Source organism: Pantoea sp. UBA5035 (genome assembly GCF_002415245.1).
In the GTDB taxonomy this organism is placed as follows: Bacteria; Pseudomonadota; Gammaproteobacteria; order Enterobacterales; family Enterobacteriaceae; genus Pantoea; species Pantoea septica.
Window position 1 is genome coordinate 67,614 of record NZ_DICD01000027.1, and the last position, 19,227, is coordinate 86,840.

At 60.3% G+C, this 19,227-nt stretch carries 18 protein-coding genes; 12 read left to right on the plus strand and 6 right to left on the minus strand.

From position 1 onward, the window contains the following. The first annotated feature begins 104 nt into the window (after positions 1 to 104). From aspS to ruvB, 6 genes are all read left to right on the plus strand, one after another. Complete coding sequence (gene aspS, locus B3229_RS17045) at positions 105 to 1,886, plus strand: aspartate--tRNA ligase (RefSeq protein WP_286872725.1); 1,782 nt, start codon at positions 105 to 107, stop codon at positions 1,884 to 1,886. Then, positions 1,886 to 2,314, plus strand: a complete 429-nt coding sequence (gene nudB, locus B3229_RS17050; RefSeq protein ID WP_048781317.1) for a dihydroneopterin triphosphate diphosphatase — start codon at positions 1,886 to 1,888, stop codon at positions 2,312 to 2,314. Before aspS ends, nudB begins: the two co-directional genes overlap by 1 nt. A gap of 232 nt (positions 2,315 to 2,546) precedes the next feature. Beyond that, the gene (locus B3229_RS17055) at positions 2,547 to 3,290 is read left to right on the plus strand and encodes a YebC/PmpR family DNA-binding transcriptional regulator (protein ID WP_033746507.1); all 744 of its coding nucleotides are present in this window, start codon (positions 2,547 to 2,549) and stop codon (positions 3,288 to 3,290) included. A 37-nt stretch (positions 3,291 to 3,327) separates the two neighbouring features. Then, positions 3,328 to 3,855 carry a crossover junction endodeoxyribonuclease RuvC gene (ruvC, locus tag B3229_RS17060; RefSeq protein ID WP_033746508.1) on the plus strand — a complete coding sequence of 176 codons (528 nt, stop codon included), beginning with the start codon at positions 3,328 to 3,330 and terminating at the stop codon, positions 3,853 to 3,855. A 94-nt stretch (positions 3,856 to 3,949) separates the two neighbouring features. Next, positions 3,950 to 4,564 carry a Holliday junction branch migration protein RuvA gene (gene ruvA / locus B3229_RS17065; protein WP_033746510.1) on the plus strand — a complete coding sequence of 205 codons (615 nt, stop codon included), beginning with the start codon at positions 3,950 to 3,952 and terminating at the stop codon, positions 4,562 to 4,564. A gap of 8 nt (positions 4,565 to 4,572) precedes the next feature. After that, positions 4,573 to 5,577, plus strand: coding sequence for a Holliday junction branch migration DNA helicase RuvB (gene ruvB, locus B3229_RS17070; RefSeq protein WP_048781316.1), 1,005 nt, complete (start codon positions 4,573 to 4,575; stop codon positions 5,575 to 5,577). Here ruvB and znuB read toward each other — a convergent pair whose 3' ends face one another. Both znuB and znuC read right to left on the minus strand, forming a co-directional pair. Then, on the minus strand, positions 5,578 to 6,363 hold the full coding sequence (gene znuB, locus B3229_RS17075) for a zinc ABC transporter permease subunit ZnuB (protein WP_033746516.1): 786 nt from the start codon (positions 6,361 to 6,363) through the stop codon (positions 5,578 to 5,580). It lies immediately after the preceding gene. Next, positions 6,360 to 7,115 carry a zinc ABC transporter ATP-binding protein ZnuC gene (gene znuC, locus B3229_RS17080; RefSeq protein ID WP_033746519.1) on the minus strand — a complete coding sequence of 252 codons (756 nt, stop codon included), beginning with the start codon at positions 7,113 to 7,115 and terminating at the stop codon, positions 6,360 to 6,362. The genes znuB and znuC overlap by 4 nt, the downstream gene beginning before the upstream one ends. 77 nt (positions 7,116 to 7,192) lie before the next feature. On the opposite strand from znuC, the gene znuA reads away from it, so the two are divergent. The 3 genes from znuA (at position 7,193) to lpxM (ending at position 10,591) form a co-directional block, all read left to right on the plus strand. Further along, positions 7,193 to 8,152, plus strand: coding sequence for a zinc ABC transporter substrate-binding protein ZnuA (gene znuA, locus B3229_RS17085; RefSeq protein WP_048781314.1), 960 nt, complete (start codon positions 7,193 to 7,195; stop codon positions 8,150 to 8,152). Between the two features lie 13 nt (positions 8,153 to 8,165). Then, on the plus strand, positions 8,166 to 9,497 hold the full coding sequence (gene mepM / locus B3229_RS17090; protein ID WP_033746525.1) for a murein DD-endopeptidase MepM: 1,332 nt from the start codon (positions 8,166 to 8,168) through the stop codon (positions 9,495 to 9,497). A gap of 119 nt (positions 9,498 to 9,616) precedes the next feature. Further along, complete coding sequence (gene lpxM / locus B3229_RS17095) at positions 9,617 to 10,591, plus strand: lauroyl-Kdo(2)-lipid IV(A) myristoyltransferase (RefSeq protein WP_286872739.1); 975 nt, start codon at positions 9,617 to 9,619, stop codon at positions 10,589 to 10,591. Positions 10,592 to 10,739: 148 nt separating this feature from the next. Here the strand turns inward: lpxM and B3229_RS17100 are convergent, their stop codons facing one another. The 3 genes from B3229_RS17100 to hexR form a co-directional block, all read right to left on the minus strand. After that, positions 10,740 to 11,975: an MFS transporter gene (locus tag B3229_RS17100; protein ID WP_286872741.1), complete on the minus strand. Its 1,236-nt coding sequence runs from the start codon at positions 11,973 to 11,975 to the stop codon at positions 10,740 to 10,742. A gap of 78 nt (positions 11,976 to 12,053) precedes the next feature. Further along, positions 12,054 to 13,496: a pyruvate kinase gene (gene pyk / locus B3229_RS17105; RefSeq protein ID WP_033791280.1), complete on the minus strand. Its 1,443-nt coding sequence runs from the start codon at positions 13,494 to 13,496 to the stop codon at positions 12,054 to 12,056. A 106-nt stretch (positions 13,497 to 13,602) separates the two neighbouring features. Continuing rightward, positions 13,603 to 14,481: a transcriptional regulator HexR gene (hexR, locus tag B3229_RS17110; RefSeq protein WP_048781325.1), complete on the minus strand. Its 879-nt coding sequence runs from the start codon at positions 14,479 to 14,481 to the stop codon at positions 13,603 to 13,605. A gap of 369 nt (positions 14,482 to 14,850) precedes the next feature. On the opposite strand from hexR, the gene zwf reads away from it, so the two are divergent. Next, the gene (gene zwf / locus B3229_RS17115; RefSeq protein WP_033746536.1) at positions 14,851 to 16,326 is read left to right on the plus strand and encodes a glucose-6-phosphate dehydrogenase; all 1,476 of its coding nucleotides are present in this window, start codon (positions 14,851 to 14,853) and stop codon (positions 16,324 to 16,326) included. A gap of 176 nt (positions 16,327 to 16,502) precedes the next feature. Further along, complete coding sequence (locus tag B3229_RS17120) at positions 16,503 to 17,141, plus strand: bifunctional 4-hydroxy-2-oxoglutarate aldolase/2-dehydro-3-deoxy-phosphogluconate aldolase (RefSeq protein WP_033747926.1); 639 nt, start codon at positions 16,503 to 16,505, stop codon at positions 17,139 to 17,141. Between the two features lie 52 nt (positions 17,142 to 17,193). Here the strand turns inward: B3229_RS17120 and purT are convergent, their stop codons facing one another. Beyond that, positions 17,194 to 18,372, minus strand: coding sequence for a formate-dependent phosphoribosylglycinamide formyltransferase (gene purT, locus B3229_RS17125; RefSeq protein WP_286872745.1), 1,179 nt, complete (start codon positions 18,370 to 18,372; stop codon positions 17,194 to 17,196). Between the two features lie 150 nt (positions 18,373 to 18,522). Here purT and B3229_RS17130 point away from each other — a divergent pair, with 150 nt between their 5' ends. Next, positions 18,523 to 19,176, plus strand: a complete 654-nt coding sequence (locus B3229_RS17130; protein ID WP_286873513.1) for a tellurite resistance TerB family protein — start codon at positions 18,523 to 18,525, stop codon at positions 19,174 to 19,176. Positions 19,177 to 19,227 lie beyond the last annotated feature (51 nt).

A 19,227-nucleotide genomic window follows, 5' to 3' on the forward strand; every position in this document is an offset into this window, starting at 1 on the left:
CCTGCCTTTTTCCATTATAATGGCCGCCTTTTTTGCGGCAGCATCTCAAAAGGTTACGCGGCCTGATGCTGCAGGCAGCAGCGGCGAAGTTAAAAGGATACGTTATGCGTACAGAATATTGCGGACAGCTCAATCTGTCTCATGTAGGTCAGCAAGTCACTCTTTGCGGCTGGGTCAACCGCCGTCGCGATCTGGGGAGCCTGATTTTTATCGACATGCGCGATCGCGAAGGCATCGTGCAGGTTTTCTTCGATCCCGATCGTCAGGAGGCTTTCCAGCTGGCGTCTGAGCTGCGCAACGAATTCTGCATCCAGATCACCGGCACCGTTCGCGCACGCGACGAGAAGAACAAAAACGCCGAGATGGCCACGGGCGAAGTCGAAGTGTTCGCGCAGGCGCTGACCATTATCAACCGCGCCGAGCCGCTGCCGCTCGACTCCAATCAGGTCAATAGCGAGGAAGCGCGTCTGAAGTACCGCTATCTCGACCTGCGCCGTCCTGAAATGGCGCAGCGCCTGAAGACCCGCGCGAAAATCTCCAGCTTCGTGCGCCGCTTTATGGACGGCGAAGGCTTCCTCGATATCGAAACGCCGATGCTGACCAAGGCGACGCCGGAAGGCGCGCGCGACTATCTGGTGCCGAGCCGCGTGCACAAAGGCAAGTTCTACGCGCTGCCGCAGTCGCCGCAGCTGTTCAAACAGCTGCTGATGATGTCCGGCTTCGATCGCTACTATCAGATCGTGAAGTGTTTCCGCGATGAAGATCTGCGCGCCGACCGCCAGCCGGAATTTACCCAGATCGATATCGAAACGTCGTTCCTGACCGCGCCGCAGGTGCGCGAGATTAACGAGCGTATGATTCGCCAGCTGTGGCAGGAAGTGAAAGGCGTCGATCTCGGCGAGTTCCCGCAGATGACCTTTGCCGAAGCGATGCGCCGCTACGGTTCCGACAAGCCCGATTTGCGTAACCCGATGGAGCTGGTAGACGTCGCCGATCTGCTGAAAAACGTCGAGTTCCAGGTGTTCGCCGGTCCGGCCAACGACGCCAAAGGCCGTGTCGCCGCGCTGCGCGTGCCGGGCGGCGCACAATTGAGCCGCAAGCAGATTGACGAATACGGCAAGTTCGTCGAGATTTATGGCGCGAAAGGTCTGGCGTGGATGAAAGTCAACGCGCGCGCCGACGGCTTCAGCGGCGTGCAGAGCCCGGTGGCTAAGTTCCTTAACGAAGAGATCGTCGAAGCGATTCTCAGCCGCACCAACGCCGCCGACGGCGACCTGATCTTCTTCGGCGCCGATCGCGCCAAAGTGGTGGCGGACGCGCTGGGCGCGCTGCGCCTGAAAGTGGGCCGCGACCTGCAGATCACTAACGAAAGCGCCTGGGCGCCGCTGTGGGTGATCGACTTCCCGATGTTCGAAGAGGACGACGAATGCGGTCTGGCAGCGATGCACCATCCGTTTACCGCGCCGAAAGAGATGTCGGCGGAAGAGCTGGCGGCCGATCCGCTGAGCGCGGTGGCGAACGCCTACGATATGGTGATCAACGGCTATGAAGTGGGCGGCGGTTCCGTGCGTATCCACAGCGGTAAAATGCAGCAGGCGGTATTCACTATTCTGGGCATTGACGAGCACGAGCAGCGCGAGAAATTCGGCTTCCTGCTCGACGCGCTGAAATATGGCACGCCGCCGCACGCGGGCCTGGCCTTCGGTCTGGATCGTCTCACCATGCTGCTGACCGGCACCGAGAATATCCGCGACGTTATCGCCTTCCCGAAAACCACCGCGGCGGCCTGTCTGATGACCGAAGCGCCGAGCGAAGCCAATCCGGCGGCGCTGGCGGATCTCGGTATTCAGATCGCGCCAAAGAAAGAAAAGTCAGAGAATAAGTAATGTATAAGCACCCGATCTCGGTTCTGGTAGTGATTTTCGCGCAGGATACCGGCCGGGTGTTAATGCTGCAGCGACGCGACGACAGCGATTTCTGGCAGTCGGTCACCGGCAGTCTGGAAGCGGGCGAAACCCCGCTTCAGGCAGCGCGGCGCGAAGTGCTGGAAGAGCTGGCCATCGACGTCGCGGGCGAGAAGCTGGCGCTGGAGGATTGCGGCAAAGAGATCGAATTCGAAATCTTTCCGCACTATCGCCATCGCTATGCGCCCGGCGTGACGCACAACCGTGAACACTGGTTCCGGCTGGCGCTGCCCGCCGAACGGCAGCCGACGCTGAGCGAGCATCTCGCCGCGCGCTGGCTCGATCCCGCCGCCGCAGCAGCCCTGACTAAGTCCTGGAGCAATCGTCAGGCGATTGAAGAATTTATTTAGCTGCTCGCCGCGTCTCTTCCGGCAGCAGCCTGGATCGTAAAAAACGGTGCAATCTAACAGAACTGCGCCTTAAAACTTAAAGCGTCGGGCGTTATCGGCGCAGCGAGGTCGGCTGCCGCCAGCGCGCAGCAACCGGAGCGTACTCCCGTACGTGAGGATTGCGAGCACTGCCGGAAGGCGAGATCGCCAGCAAGATAGCCCGTGCGATGTCAAAGATCGGAGAATAACCAAGATGGCTGGTCATAGTAAGTGGGCGAATACCAAGCACCGCAAGGCGGCGCAGGACGCCAAACGCGGTAAAATTTTCACCAAAATTATTCGTGAACTGGTCACCGCCGCTAAGCTGGGCGGCGGCGACGCCGCGTCCAACCCGCGTCTGCGCGCCGCAATGGACAAAGCGTTGTCCAACAACATGACGCGCGACACCATGAACCGCGCTATCGCGCGCGGCGTGGGCGGCGAAGATGATTCCAATATGGAAACCATCATCTATGAAGGCTATGGCCCTGGCGGCTCTGCCGTGATGGTGGAGTGCCTGAGCGACAACCGCAACCGCACCGTAGGCGAAGTGCGCCACGCCTTCACCAAAACCGGCGGCAACCTCGGCACCGACGGCTCCGTTTCTTACCTGTTCAGCAAGAAGGGCGTGATCTCCTTCGCGCCGGGCCAGGATGAGGACAGCGTGATGGAAGCGGCGCTGGAAGCGGGCGCGGAAGATGTGGTGAGCTACGACGACGGCGCGATTGACGTCTTTACCGCCTGGGAAGAGCTGGGCGCAGTGCGCGACGCGCTGGAAGCCACCGGCCTGAAAGCGGACACCGCCGAAGTCTCGATGATCCCGTCGACCAAAGCGGAACTCGATGCTGAAACGGCGCCGAAGCTGCTGCGCCTGATCGACATGCTGGAAGACTGCGACGACGTGCAGGAAGTCTACCATAACGGCGAGATCTCCGATGAGGTGGCGGAAACGCTGTAATGGCGTTCCTTTTTAGCCCGCATACCGGAGAGTCGGCATGGCGATAATTCTGGGCATCGATCCCGGCTCGCGCATAACCGGCTACGGTGTGATCCGGCAAACCGGCCGCCAGCTCAGCTATCTGGGCAGCGGCTGTATCCGCACCAATACCACCGAGCTGCCGGCGCGCCTGAAGCTGATCTATGCGGGCGTGACTGAAATCATCACCCAGTTTTCGCCAGACTACTTCGCCATCGAGCAGGTCTTTATGGCGAAGAACGCCGATTCGGCGCTTAAGCTGGGGCAGGCGCGCGGCGCGGCGATCGTCGCAGCGGTCAACCTTGACCTGCCGGTCTTTGAGTACGCCGCCCGTCAGGTGAAGCAGACCGTCACCGGCACCGGCGGCGCGGAGAAGAGCCAGGTGCAGCATATGGTGCGCACGCTGCTTAAGCTGCCCGCCAACCCGCAGGCGGACGCCGCCGATGCGCTGGCGATCGCTATTACGCACTGCCACGTCAGTCAGAACGCGACGCGCATCAGCGACAGCAAACTGCTGCTGACGCGCGGACGTTTGCGTTCAGGCTAGCGGGTCGCGCCGCGTTCCGTATCAGGCTGGATATTCATCCAGCCTTTTTTATGTTATAAATCCCGCCACATTCGTTTATTAAGGAAGCGTTCAGGTGATAGGTCGTTTACGGGGCAATATTCTGGAAAAGCAGCCGCCGCTGGTGCTGATTGAAGCGCACGGCGTGGGTTATGAAGTGCATATGCCGATGACCTGTTTTTATGAGCTGCCTGAACTGAATCACGAAGCAGTGATCTTTACCCACTTTGTGGTGCGCGAAGATGCGCAGCTGCTGTTCGGCTTCAATAACAAACAAGAGCGCGCGCTGTTTCGCGAGCTGATTAAAACCAACGGCGTCGGACCTAAGCTGGCGCTGGCGATCCTTTCCGGCATGTCGGCGCAGCAGTTCGTGACGGCGGTGGAGAAAGAGGAGATCGCCGCGCTGATCAAGCTGCCGGGCGTCGGCAAGAAAACCGCCGAGCGTCTGGTAGTTGAGATGAAAGATCGCTTTAAAGGCTTGCATGGCGACCTCTTCTCCGGCGAATCCGCCTTTACGCTCACCGCGCCGCACGCCGAGCCGGAAAGCAACGACGCTGAGGCCGAAGCGGTTGCGGCGCTGGTATCGCTGGGTTATAAACCGCAGGAAGCCAGCCGAATGATAAGCAAGGTTGGCAAGCCTGACGCAGACTGCGAAACCCTGATCCGAGAAGCTCTGCGCGCCGCTATTTGAGGTAAGTCATGATCGAAGCCGACCGTCTGGTCTCCTCCGCCAGCTATAACGAAGAAGAGAATCTCGACCGCGCTATCCGCCCTAAGCTGCTCTCGGAGTACGTGGGCCAGCCGCAGGTGCGCGAGCAGATGGAAATTTTCATCAAGGCGGCGAAACTGCGTGGCGATGCGCTGGATCACCTGCTGATTTTCGGCCCGCCGGGGCTGGGTAAAACCACGCTGGCCAATATCGTCGCCAATGAGATGGGCGTCAATCTGCGCACCACCTCCGGCCCGGTGCTGGAGAAGGCGGGCGATCTGGCGGCGATGCTGACCAATCTCGAACCGCACGACGTGCTGTTTATCGATGAGATCCATCGTCTCTCGCCGGTGGTGGAAGAGGTGCTCTATCCGGCGATGGAAGATTACCAGCTGGATATTATGATCGGCGAAGGACCGGCCGCGCGCTCCATCAAGCTCGACCTGCCGCCGTTTACGCTGATTGGCGCCACCACGCGCGCCGGCTCGCTGACTTCGCCGCTGCGCGACCGCTTCGGCATCGTGCAGCGCCTGGAGTTCTACAACGTGCCGGATCTGCAGCATATCGTCAGCCGCAGCGCCGCCTGTCTGGGACTGCCGCTGAGCGAAGAGGGCGCGCGGGAAGTGGCGCAGCGCGCGCGCGGTACGCCGCGTATCGCCAACCGCCTGCTGCGTCGTGTGCGTGACTTCGCGGAGGTGCGCGCCAACGGCGAAATGAGCGGCGACGTCGCGGCCAGCGCGCTGGATATGCTTAACGTCGACAGCGAAGGCTTCGACTATATGGATCGCAAGCTGCTGCTGGCGATTATCGACAAGTTCACCGGCGGGCCGGTAGGGCTGGATAACCTCGCAGCGGCCATTGGCGAAGAGCGGGAAACCATTGAAGATGTGATTGAGCCCTTCCTGATCCAGCAGGGCTTTATTCAGCGCACGCCGCGCGGCCGTATGGCCACGCAGCATGCTTATCGTCATTTCGGCATGGCGCGCGACGAGTAATCAGACGGCGGGTTTGCGCGCCATGCTGAGAATAAACAGCAGCGCGGCGCACAGCACCACCGACGGGCCGGCCGGGGTATCGTAGAAGGCGGAGAAGGTCAGGCCGCCTGAAACGGCGATAATGCCCACCACCACCGCCAGGCTCGCCATCTGCTCCGGCGAACGCGAAAAGCGGCGCGCCGTCGCGGCGGGGATGATCAGCAGCGAGGTGATAATCAGCGCGCCGACGAATTTCATCGCCACGCCAATGGTCAGCGCCGTCACCAGCATCAGGATCAGGCGGGTACGCTGGATATTAACGCCGTCCACCTGCGCCAGCTCCGGGCTGATGGTCATCGACAGCAGCGCGCGCCACTGCCACGCCATCACCGCCAGCACCACCGCCACGCCCGCGCCCATCACCCATAAATCCTCCGGCGTCACCGCCAGCAGATCGCCGAACAGATAGGCCATCAGATCGACGCGCACGCCCGACATCAGGCTGACCACCACCAGACCGAGCGACAGCGCGCTGTGCGCCATAATGCCCAGCAGGGTATCGATCGCCAGATGCGGGCGGCGTTCGAGAAACACCAGTCCCAGCGCCAGGCAGACGGTCACCAGGATAACGGCGTAGTAGGGATTGACGTTCAGCAGCAGGCCGAAGGCGACGCCCAGCAGCGAGGCGTGCGCCAGGGTATCGCCAAAGTAGGACATTTTGCGCCAGACCACAAAGGAACCCAGCGGACCGGCTGCCAGCGCCAGCATCACGCCGCCGAGCCAGCCCGGTAGTAACAATTCAATCATGATGGACCCTGTCCTCTGCGTAAAACGATACGTCCCTGAAGGTCGTGACGATGATTATGGTTATGGCGGTAGATCGCCAGCTGCTGCGCGCCGCGCGGGCCAAACATGGCGATAAATTCCGGATGCTGCGACACCGCTTCCGGCGTGCCGGAGCAGCAGATATGGTGATTAAGGCAGAGCACCTCGTCGGTTTTCGCCATTACCAGATGCAGATCGTGCGAAACCATCAGCACGCCGCAGTTAAGCTCGTGGCGCAGCTGGTCGATCAGATCGTAGAGCGCCACCTGACCGTTCACGTCGACGCCCTGCGTCGGCTCGTCCAGCACCAGCAGCTGCGGCTGATTGAGCAGGGCGCGCGCCAGCAGCACGCGCTGCGTTTCACCGCCCGAGAGCTTCTGCAGCGGCGCGTTGAGCAGATGACCGGCCTGCACGCGCTTCAGTGCCGGCAGCACATCGGCGCGCTTCGCGCCGCGCGTCAGCAGCATGAAACGCTCGACGGTGACCGGCAGCGTCGGGTCGATATGAAGTTTTTGCGGCACATAACCGATGCGTAAGCCCGGATCGCGTTGTATCTGACCGGAGGCTGGCGTCAGCAGCCCCAGCACGACGCGCACCAGCGTGGATTTGCCCGCGCCGTTGGGGCCGAGCAGCGTAAGTATGCGTCCAGGCATCAGCTTCAGGCTAATGCCTGAGAGCACGGGACGTCGTGCAAATTGCACGGAGATGTTTTCAAGCGTGACGAGTGAGGTCATGTTATTTACAGGTTGCACAGAATTTCGAATGTTATAATATCACATCCCATCCCCAGGTCACGATGGAATGATGCATTATGTTACACATTAAAAAGCGTACTATTTTCACCCTTTCTGCGCTGGCGTTCACCGCCTCGCTGACGCTTCCCGCGCAGGCGAATGTCGTCGCCTCGGTGAAGCCTCTCGGTTTTATCGCTGCCGCCATTGCCGACGGCGTGACGCCGGTGGATGTGCTGCTGCCGGATGGCGCCTCTGAACACGACTACTCGCTGCGTCCTTCTGACGTAAAACGTTTAAAAAACGCAGACTTAGTGGTGTGGGTCGGCCCCGAGATGGAAGCCTTTATGACGAAGCCAGCGGCTGAATTGCCCGCCGCTAAAAACCTTCAGATTGCCGATATGCAGGCGGTTAAACCCTTGTTGCTGAAGGGCGGAGACGACGACGATCATCATGGCGAAGAGGCTGCGCACCAGGGCGACAGCGGAGATGACGAAGCGGAACATCATCACCATCACGGCGAATTTAATATGCATCTGTGGTTGTCGCCGCAAATATCCAGGCTAGCGGCGGTTGCAATCCACGGAAAATTATTGGAACTTATGCCCGAAAGCAAAGCCAAACTTGACGCTAATCTCCAGCAGTTCGAACGCGAACTGGCGGTTACCGACAAGCACATTAGCGCGCAGCTCGCGCCGGTCAGCAACAAAGGGTATTTCGTTTTTCATGACGCTTACACCTATTTTGAAAAACACTACGGCCTCTCGCCCAGCGGGCATTTTACCGTAAACCCTGAAATTCAGCCGGGCGCACAGCGTCTACATCAAATACGAACACAGTTGGTTGAGCAGAAGGCCGTTTGCGTCTTTGCTGAGCCACAATTCAGGCCAGCCGTCATCGATGCGGTTGCCCGTGGAACCAACGTGCGTAAAGGCACGCTGGATCCGCTGGGGACGAATATCAGCCTTAGTCAGGACAGCTACGTGAAGTTCCTTTCACAGCTGTCAGGCCAGTATGCGAGCTGCCTGAATGGAGCATGAGGAATAGGTAAAAGTGCAGCAGATAGCCCGCTCTGTCGCCCTCGCATTTAATAATTTGCCGCGCCCCCACCGCGTTATGCTGGGGTCTTTAACCGTTGTGACGCTGGCCGTCGCCGTCTGGCGGCCCTACGTTTACCATCCCGCCGATGATGCGATGCCGATAGTCAAAAGCATCGAACTCGATAAAAATCAGCTGCGTACGCTGCTGCCAGAGGCCAGCGAACCCATCGATCAAACGACTTCCGAACCGGAAGAAGAACTGCCCGCCGACGATATCGACAGCGATGTGCCGGACGCGACGGGAACGCATGAATACACCGTCTCGTCCGGCGATACGCTCAGCAGCGCCCTGAATCAGTACGGCATCGAACTGGGCGATATCAATGCGCTGGTCAATAGCGATAAAGCGCTGCGCAACCTGCAGGTCGGCCAGCAGCTGAGCTGGACCCTGACCGACGATGGCAGCCTGCAGTCTCTCACCTGGGAGATAAACCGTCGTGAAACGCGCACCTATCAGCGCGGCAATAACGGCGCGTTTACTATGCAGTCCGAGATGCAAAAGGGCGAGTGGCAGAACCGCGTGCTGAAAGGCGAAGTGCGCGGCAGTTTCGCCGCCAGCGCCCAGCGCGCCGGCCTGACCGGCAGCGAAGCGAGCGCGGTGATCAAAGCGCTGCAGTGGCAGATGGATTTCCGCAAGCTGCGCGCCGGTGACCAGTTTAGCGTGCTGATGTCGCGCGAAATGCTCGACGGCAAAAGCGCGCAGAGCCAACTGCTTGGCGTGCGCCTGCGCTCCGGCGGCAAAGACTACTACGCGTTCCGTGCCGAAGACGGCAAGTTCTACGATCGCAACGGGTCGGGCCTGGCGCGCGGCTTTATGCGCTTCCCGACCGTGAAGCAGTATCGCGTCTCCTCTAACTTCAATCCGCGCCGTCTCAACCCCGTCACGGGCCGCATCGCGCCGCATAAAGGCGTCGATTTCGCGCTGCCGGTGGGCACGCCGGTGCTGGCGGTCGGCGACGGCGAAGTGGTGATGGCGAAAAATGGCGGCGCGGCGGGCAACTATGTGGCCATTCGTCACGGCCGCCAGTATATGACGCGCTATATGCACCTGAAGAAAGTGCTGGTGAAGCCGGGCGAGAAGGTGAAGCGCGGCGATCGCATCGCGCTGTCGGGCAATACCGGCCGCTCCACCGGGCCGCATCTGCACTTTGAAATCTGGATCAATAACCAGGCGGTCAACCCGCTGACGGCGAAGCTGCCGCGTATGGAAGGGTTGACCGGCAAAGAGCGCAGCGATTATATGGCGCAGGTGAAAACCAACCTGCCGCTGCTGCGCTTCGAGTAGTCCGCGCGACGCGCCACAAGACCGACGCTTTACGCGTCGGTTTTTTTTCACGCCGCGCCGGGGATTGCAAATTTACCTGTCGCCACTATCATTAGCGCGTCATTGATTGAGGCGAGTGCATGGAAACCCCGAAAAAAAAGAATATTGAATTTATTCCCGTTTTTGAACGTTCTTTCCTGAAACCAAAATACTGGGGCAGCTGGCTGGCGATCGGCGCACTGGCGGGCATGGCGCTGCTGCCGGCGAAAGTACGCGATCCGCTGCTCGGACGGCTGGGGAGAATGGCGGGGAAACTGGCTAAAGGCGCTCGCCGCCGCGCGCTAATCAATCTGTACTACTGCCTGCCGGAGCTGAGCGAAACGCAGCGCAGCCATATCGTCGATGAGATGTTCGCCACCGCGCCGCAGGCAATGGCGATGATGGCCGAACTGGGCATGCGCGATCCGGCGCGCGTGCGCCAGCGCGTCGACTGGCACGGCCGTGAAATCATCGATCGGCTGCAGGCGGAGAAGCAGAACGTTATTTTCCTCGTGCCGCACGGCTGGGCGGTGGATATCCCCGCGATGCTGCTCGCCTCGGAAGGACAGATGATGGCGGCGATGTTCCATAACCAGAGCGATCCGCTGCTCGACTACGTCTGGAACAGAGCGCGTCGCCGCTTCGGCGGCCGTATGCACGCCCGCAACGACGGCATCAAGCCGTTTATCAGTTCGGTGCGTCAGGGCTACTGGGGCTACTATCTGCCCGATCAGGATCACGGCGCCGAACACAGTGAGTTTGTCGATTTCTTCGCGACCTACAAGGCGACGCTGCCGGCGCTTGGCCGCCTGATGAAGGTGTGCCGCGCGCGCGTGGTGCCGCTGTTCCCGGTTTACAACAGCGAGACGCATCGGCTGGAGATTTTCGTCCGTCCGCCGATGGACGATCTGCTGGACGCTGACGATCGCACGCTGGCGCGCCGCATGAATGAAGAGGTTGAGGTCTTCGTGCGTCCCCATCCCGAACAGTACACCTGGATTTTGAAGCTGCTGAAGACGCGCAAAGAGGGCGATATCGAGCCCTATAAGCGCAAAGAGCTTTATCCGCGTAAATAATCGTGCCGCAACGGCTGGTTAGCCGGATATGCGTGCAGCATGGGCCGAAGAGCAAAGCGTCCCGCGACAGGGACGTCGCGGGCCGAGCGCGCAGGGATGCCTTGAGCGACTTTGCGATCGGACCTTGCTGCACGCATCTGCACCTTTACTATGATAACGCCGTCACCTGTGCGCGCCGCTTGCGTTCGCGCAGAAACAGCGTCACCAGCACAAACCAGAGCACGCCGCTGACGAAATTGATCAGGCTAAACCAGGGCGTGCCGCCGCTAAAATAACCGCTTTTCGCCAGCTCGATGCCGATTGCCAGCGTCAGGATGCTGATCATCCCCAGCATCGCCGCGACGCTGCCTTTGCCCGCGTCGCTGGCGTAGAGCGTCAGGCGATAGAGCCCGGCGTTGACCATGCCCGCGCCGAAGGCGTAAAGGCTCAGTCCGGCGGTCAGAAAGAGATAGCTGTGGCTGTCCAGCAGGTTCGCCAGCAGCGCGATGCCCAGGCCCGAGAGAATCGGCCAGGCGGCGAACTTCACCGGCTGCTCGATCGGCACGCGTCCGGCCAGCTTGCCCAGCGTAATATTCCCGGCGATCATCGCCAGAAACACCGGCAGCTGCAGCAGCGCATAGTGCATGCGCGACAATTGCTCCTCATGCATCAGGATCACGGGCGAGAGCGCCACCCAGGTCAGGATGGGAATAAACACCAGCCCGATAGCGAAAGAGCCCAGCATCACCATTCGGTCGCGCGCCAGCTTGCGGTAGGTGCGCGCCAGCTGCGGCAGCGCGATGGAGTGGCTGCGGTCACCCGCGGTTTCAGGCATCACGCGCCATAAAATAATAAAGGCGAGGGCGCTCAGCAGGGCGAACAGCCAGAACATGCTGCGCCAGCTCGCCACTGTCAGCCAGGCGGCGCCTGCCAGCGGACCCGCCAGCGGCGCCAGCAGCGCGACGTTCGCCATCAGCGCCATCACGCGTACCGCCAGCGCCTCGTCAAAAGCTTCCTGAATCGCGGCATAGCTCACCGCGCCGATAAAGCAGAGGCTGATGCCCTGAATAAAGCGCAGCGCGACGAACTCTTTGATCGAGCTAACCCAAGTGGTTAGCACGCAGGCCAGAATAAAAAAGAGAATGCCGCCCAGCATCACCGGACGACGGCCGAATTTATCGGAGAGCGGGCCGAGTAGCCATTGCAGCACCACGCCGCCCAGCAGATAGGCGGTCAGCGACGTTGAGACCCACTCCGGGCCGACGCTGAACTCCTGCGTCACCAGCAGCATGCCGGGCTGGATCATGTCGTGCGCGATATAGGTGGCGAACTCAAACAGCACCAGCGCCAGCGGAAACAGCAGCAAGCCTGCTGTCAGTTTGCTGACGGGTTGATAGCGGGGCATCCAGACTCCTTTTAAGAAAAATAAAACGCGACCGCCAGGCAGTCGCGTTGTTTACAGCGTTACTACAGCGGGACGCGGTTAGTCGACGCGCAGCACCCGGCTGGTGTTGGTGGTGCCGGTCGCGCCCATCACGTCGCCCTGGGTGACGATAACCAGATCGCCAGAGACGAGGAAGCCCTTGTCGCGCAGCAGATTGATCGCATCGTGCGCCGCGACCACGCCGTCGTTGTCGCTGTTGAAAAAGACCGGCGTCACGCCGCGATAGAGCGCGGTCAGGTTCAGGGTGCGCTCATGACGCGACATCGCGAAAATCGGCAGGCCGGAGGTAATGCGCGACGTCATCAGCGGCGTACGGCCGGACTCGGTCATGGTAATAATCGCGGTGACCCCCTGCAAATGGTTCGCCGCATACATCGCCGACATGGCGATCGCCTCTTCGATATTGTCGAAGGTGACTTCCAGACGGTGCTTGGAGACGTTGACGCTTGGGATCTTCTCCGCGCCCAGGCAGACCTTCGCCATCGCGGAAACGGTTTCAGCCGGATACTGGCCAGCGGCGGTTTCCGCCGACAGCATCACGGCGTCGGTGCCGTCGAGCACGGCGTTAGCGACGTCCATCACTTCGGCGCGCGTCGGCATCGGGTTGGTGATCATTGACTCCATCATCTGCGTGGCGGTAATGATGGTGCGGTTCAGCTGGCGCGCGCGACGGATCAGCGCTTTCTGAATGCCGACCAGCTCAGGATCGCCGATTTCAACGCCCAGGTCGCCGCGCGCCACCATCACCACGTCAGAGGCGAGAATGATATCGTCCATCGCCTCCTGTGTCGCGACCGCTTCGGCGCGTTCGACTTTCGCCACCAGCTGCGCCTCGCAGCCCGCTTCGCGCGCAAGGCGACGGGCGTAATTCATATCTTCGCCGCTGCGCGGAAAGGAGACCGCCAGATAATCGACGCCGATTTTCGCGGCGGTAATAATGTCCGCTTTGTCTTTCTCGGTCAGCGCTTCCGCCGACAGGCCGCCGCCGAGCTTGTTGATGCCTTTGTTGTTAGAGAGCGGACCGCCGACGGTCACTTCGGTAAACACCTTCATGCCCTGAACTTCCAGCACTTTCAGCTGCACGCGTCCATCGTCGAGCAGCAGGATATCGCCTGGCACCACATCTTCCGGCAGGCCTTTATAGTCGATGCCGACTTTCTCTTTATCACCTTCGCCTTTGCTCAGGCTGGCGTCCAGCAGGAAGCGATCGCCGACGTTGAGGAACACTTTGCCCTCTTTAAAGGTCGACACGCGAATTTTCGGTCCCTGCAGGTCGCCCAGAATCGCGACGTGACGACCCAGCTTCGCGGCAATTTCGCGCACTTTGTTCGCGCGCAGCTGATGATCTTCCGGGGTGCCGTGAGAGAAGTTGAGTCGCACAACGTTTGCGCCTGCGGCGATGATTTTTTCCAGATTATTATCGCGGTCTGTTGCCGGGCCGAGGGTTGTAACGATCTTGGTTCTTCTGAGACGTCTTGACATGAAGGACTCCGTTGACAAATTTGCGTATCCCCTAAAGTGGACAGGGCGTGATCATTATTCTAACTGAAGGAGAGCCTGTGATACGACTCACATTGTGAATGTGATGTTAATTTTTTTGTTGCGCTGCGTTTTCCATGGCGAAAGGCTTGTCGAAACGCGACTCTTTTAAAACCTCTTTTACTCGCTTCAGGTTTTCCCGAAACGCGGCGCCGCGCTCAAGGATAAATCCGGTCGCCAGCACGTCGATAACGGTGAGTTGCGTCAGGCGGGACACCATTGGCAGATAGACATCGGTATCTTCCGGAACATCAAGCGTGAGCGCCAGCGTGGCGACCTCTGCCAGCGGCGAAGCGGGAGACGTGATGGCTATCACGGTGGAACCGTTTACACCGGCGAGGCGAGCCAGTTCTACCATATTTTTCGTGCGGCCAGTATGCGAAATCAAAACAAAAACGTCCTCCGCGCGACTATTTATACAACTCATGCGCTGGATCACAATATCCTCTGACCAGACCACCGGGAGATCAAAGCGCAAAAATTTATTAAAGGCGTCGTGCGCCACCACCGCTGAGGCGCCCAGGCCAAAGAACGCCACTTTCTGCGCTTGCGACAGCGCCGTCACCGCCTGCTGCACGACGGCGAGATCGAGCCGATCGCGCACGCGCTGCAGCCCGGCCAGCGCCGAGTCGAAAATCTTATGGCTGTAGCCGCGGGCATCGTCATCTTCATCGACGTCATGACTGACCCAGCTTTGCCCTTGCGCCAGGCTCTGCGCCAGCTGTAATTTGAAATCGGGAAAGCCGCGCGTGCCGAGCCGATGGCAAAAGCGGTTAACGGTGGGTTCGCTGACCTCGGCGGCGCGCGCCAGCCGGGCGATGCTGGAATGGATCGCCTCCTGCGGGGCGGCCAGGATCTGCGCGGCGACCTTGCGTTCCGATTTGCTGAGCGTCGCCAGCTGCGCCTCAATTTTTTCCAGAGTATTCATAACCTGATGGCCGTTATCGCTTTTATCGATGCCAGCAATGGCTGGCAGAGGGGGCATAAAAGCGTGAATATACCCTGTTCGCCTTGACTGCGCGCAAGTACGGATAAGTCGGCACGAGAAATTTTTGTCATAATTTGACCCGGATTCGATTTTGCCGCCCCTCGGCCGCCAGGCGAGAGTGGGCTAAAGCGCACGCGCTATCACATCGGCATGCCTTATTCCGTTCAGAGTGAACGCTGCGGATCAGCATAGAGTCGGTTTACCTGACTCCCTGAAATAAGTACATTGTGCTGAAAGAAAATTACAACATGGACCCGATGGATGAGGATGCAAAGGCCAACGGGATCATCCTGCAACGAGGAGAGGAAAATGGCGGTAACACAAACAGCCCAGGCATGCGATCTGGTGATATTCGGTGCCAAAGGCGATCTTGCGCGCCGGAAACTGTTGCCTTCACTGTATCAGCTGGAAAAAGCGGGACAGATCCACGAGGAAACCCGCATCATCGGCGTGGGACGCGCCGACTGGGACAAAGCAGCCTATACCAAAGTGGTGCGTGAAGCGCTGGAAACCTTTATGAAGGAGAAGATCGACGAAGCGCTGTGGGACAAACTCAGCAGCCGTCTCGACTTCTGCAACCTCGACGTCAACGACACCACCCATTTTCCCAAACTGGGCAAAATGCTCGATCAGGCAAAACGCACCACCATCAACTATTTCGCGATGCCGCCAAGCACCTTCGGCGCCATCTGCAAAGGCCTGGGCGCGGCGAAGCTGAACGCTAAACCGGCGCGCGTAGTGATGGAGAAGCCGCTCGGCACCTCGCTGGAGACCTCAAAAGAGATCAACGACGCGGTAGGCGAGTTCTTTGACGAAAGCCAGGTGTTCCGCATCGACCACTATCTCGGCAAAGAGACGGTGCTTAACCTGCTGGCGCTGCGCTTCGCCAACTCTATCTTCGTCAACAACTGGGACAACCGCACCATCGATCACGTGCAGATCACCGTGGCCGAAGAGGTCGGCATCGAAGGACGCTGGGGCTATTTTGACCAGGCTGGCCAGATGCGCGACATGATCCAGAACCACCTTCTGCAGGTGCTGACCATGATCGCTATGGCGCCGCCGTCCGACCTCAGCGCCGACGCCATTCGCGACGAGAAAGTGAAGGTACTGCGCTCGCTGCGCCGTATCGATCAGACCAACGTGCGCGAAAAAACGGTGCGCGGCCAGTACACCGCCGGCTTCGTGCAGGGTAAAAAAGTGCCGGGCTATCTGGAAGAAGAGGGCGCCAACAAGTCCAGCTCGACGGAAACCTTCGTCGCCATTCGCGTCGATATCGACAACTGGCGCTGGGCGGGCGTGCCGTTCTACCTGCGTACCGGCAAGCGTCTGCCGACCAAATGCTCCGAAGTGGTGGTCTACTTCAAGAACCCGGAGATGAACCTGTTCAAGGATTCCTACTCGGAACTGCCGCAGAACAAGCTCACTATTCGTCTGCAGCCGGACGAGGGCGTCGATATCGAGATCCTGAACAAAGTGCCGGGCCTCGATCACAAGCACAAGCTGCAGACCACGAAGCTGGATCTGAGCTACTCCGAGACCTTTAATCAGTCGCATCTGGCTGACGCCTACGAGCGTCTGCTGCTGGAGAGCATGCGCGGCATTCAGGCGCTGTTCGTGCGTCGCGACGAAGTGGAAGCGGCGTGGACCTACGTCGACTCCATTATCGACGCCTGGGCCGCCGACGGCGACTCCTCCAAGCCTTATCAGGCAGGCACCTGGGGGCCGGTGGCGTCCGTGGCGATGATCACGCGAGACGGCCGTTCCTGGAACGAGTTCGAATAATCCTGAAAGTAGCCCGCCGCGTGCGGGCTTTTTTGTGCCTTGCCGCAGGAAACTGAACCGCAGTTTCAAAAATAGCGTCGGGTGGATAGACGATGCGGAAGGCGATCCTGTATGGTAGTGACGCATTGATGGCGCGCCGCGCGGCTGGCGCCGGTATGGATAAGCAAGGGGAACTGATGAAGAACTGGAAGACGAGTGCGGAAAAGATTCTGACCACTGGACCTGTGGTGCCGGTGATCGTAGTGAACAAGCTGGAACATGCGGTGCCGATGGCGAAAGCGCTGGTGGCTGGCGGCGTTCGGGTGCTGGAAGTCACGCTGCGCACGCCGGTGGCGATGGAAGCACTGCGCCTGATGATTAAAGAGGTGCCGGACGCTATCGTCGGCGCAGGCACGGTCATCAACACCCAGCAGCTGCAGGAAGTCACCGAAGCGGGCGCGCAGTTCGTTATCAGCCCGGGCATTACCGAGCCGCTGTTGAAGGCCGCGGTAGAAGGTCCGGTGCCGCTGATTCCCGGCATTAGCACCGTTTCCGAACTGATGACCGGCATGGATTACGGCCTGCGCGAATTTAAATTCTTCCCGGCGGAAGCGAACGGCGGCGTCAAGGCGCTGCAGGCGATTGGCGGACCTTTCCCGCAGGTACGCTTCTGTCCCACCGGCGGCATCTCGCCCGCCAACTATCGCGACTATCTGGCGCTGAAAAGCGTGCTTTGCATTGGCGGTTCATGGCTGGTGCCGAACGACGCGCTGGAGTCAGGCGACTGGGATCGCATTACGCGTCTGGCGCGCGAAGCGGTAGAAGGCGCGAAATAAGCATTAGCGGTGAGCAGGGCGCTCACCGCATCATGAATCATCCGCGGTTTTATTACTCTTCGACGTTTACCGCCGCTGCGCTGGCGATCGCCCGCGCGACAGCGTCATCAACGCTCTCGCCGCTGGCCAGCGCAACGCCAAGACGGCGCGAACCCGCGATTTCCGGCTTGCCGAACAGGCGCAGCTGCAGACCCGCGCCCAGCGCCGCTTCCACGTTGACGAACCGCACGTTCTGGCTGTGCAGCTGCGGCAGGATCACCGCCGATGCCGACGGGCCGTACTGGCGCACGCCGCCGATCGGCAGGCCGAGAAAGGCGCGCACGTGCAGGGCGAACTCCGAAAGATCCTGCGAAATCAGCGTCACCATGCCGGTGTCGTGCGGGCGCGGCGACACTTCGCTGAAGATGACGTCGTCGCCGCAGACAAACAGCTCAACGCCGAACAGGCCGTAGCCGCCCAGCGCTTTCACCACCTCGCCGGCGATCGCCTGCGCGCGCTGCAGCGCGACATCGCTCATCTGCTGCGGCTGCCAGGATTCGCGGTAGTCGCCATCTTCCTGGCGGTGGCCGATCGGCGCGCAGAAGTGAAGGCCGTCGACCGCGCTCACGGTCAGCAGCGTAATTTCAAAATCGAATTTAACCACGCCTTCGACAATCACGCGGCCTGCGCCGGCGCGTCCGCCCTGCTGCGCGTACTCCCAGGCGCTGCCGAGCTGGCTGGCGTCGCGAATAAAGCTCTGGCCTTTGCCTGACGAACTCATCACCGGCTTGACGATGCAGGGGAAGCCGATCTCCGCCGCCGCCGCCTCAAAGCTCGCCTGGCTGTCGGCGAAACGGTAGCTGGAGGTCGGCAGCGACAGCTCTTCCGCCGCCAGACGGCGAATACCTTCGCGGTTCATGGTCAGGCGCGCGGCGCGTGCGGTCGGCACCACGCGCTGACCCTGCTGCTCAAGCTCAAGCAGCTTATCCGTGGCGATCGCTTCGATTTCAGGCACCACATAATCGGGCTTTTCCTGCGCAATCAGCGCGGCCAGCGCCTCGCCGTCAAGCATGTTCACCACATGGCTGCGATGCGCCACATGCATCGCGGGCGCGTCGGCATAGCGGTCTACGGCAATCACTTCCACACCCAGTCGCTGGCACTCCAGCGCCACTTCTTTACCCAGTTCACCCGAGCCTAACAGCATGACACGCGTCGCAGCCGGACGCAGCGCAGTTCCAAGAGTCGTCATAATTTCACCTGTGAGTCAAAACGCGCGCAGTATAAACGAAAACGTTTGCGTTCTCATCCCCTGCTGCTTTGCCTCTCTTTTCTCACCTTGACGTTAACTGACGCCCGGTCGGGCAGAGTAGAGCCCTTATCGCTGAAAAAGAGGTGAATGATGAACAACCTGTTGCAACAGCTTCAGTCGCTGCTGACGAAGAAAGGGCACAGCGGCGGCAACGGAGGTTTAAACGATATGCTGGCACCCGGCGCGCTGGGCGGACTGGCGGGCTTGCTGATCGCCAGCAAAAAGTCGCGCAAGCTGTTAACCGAGTATGGCGGCAAAGCGCTGATTATCGGCGGCGGCGCGGCGGCTGGCGCGGTGTTGTGGAACAAATATAAACAGCGCGTGCGCGACACGCACCAGGCCGATCCCGGCTTCGGCGAACTGCAGACGCCCGCCGATCAGCGCGCCGAGCGCCTGGTGACGGCGCTGGTGTTCGCCGCGAAAAGCGACGGCCATATCGACGATCGCGAGCGCGCCGCCATCGAGCGCAGCATCCATGAGGCGGGCTATGGTCAGGAGGCAGAAGCACTGATCCAGAAAGCGATCAATCGGCCGCTCGATCCCGCCTGGCTGGCCGCCGACGTGAAAAACGAGGATGAAGCGCTGGAACTCTACTTCCTCAGCTGCGCCGCCATCGACGTGGATCACTTTATGGTGCGCAGCTATCTCACTGCGCTCGGCGACGCGCTGAAGATCCCGCAGGACGTGCGCGACGGCATTGAAAACGACCTGCGCGAACAAAAAGCGCGCATTCCGGCAGAATAAACCCGCCGCGACCGCGCTGCGCGGTCGCAATAACAACGCGTTAGCGACAAA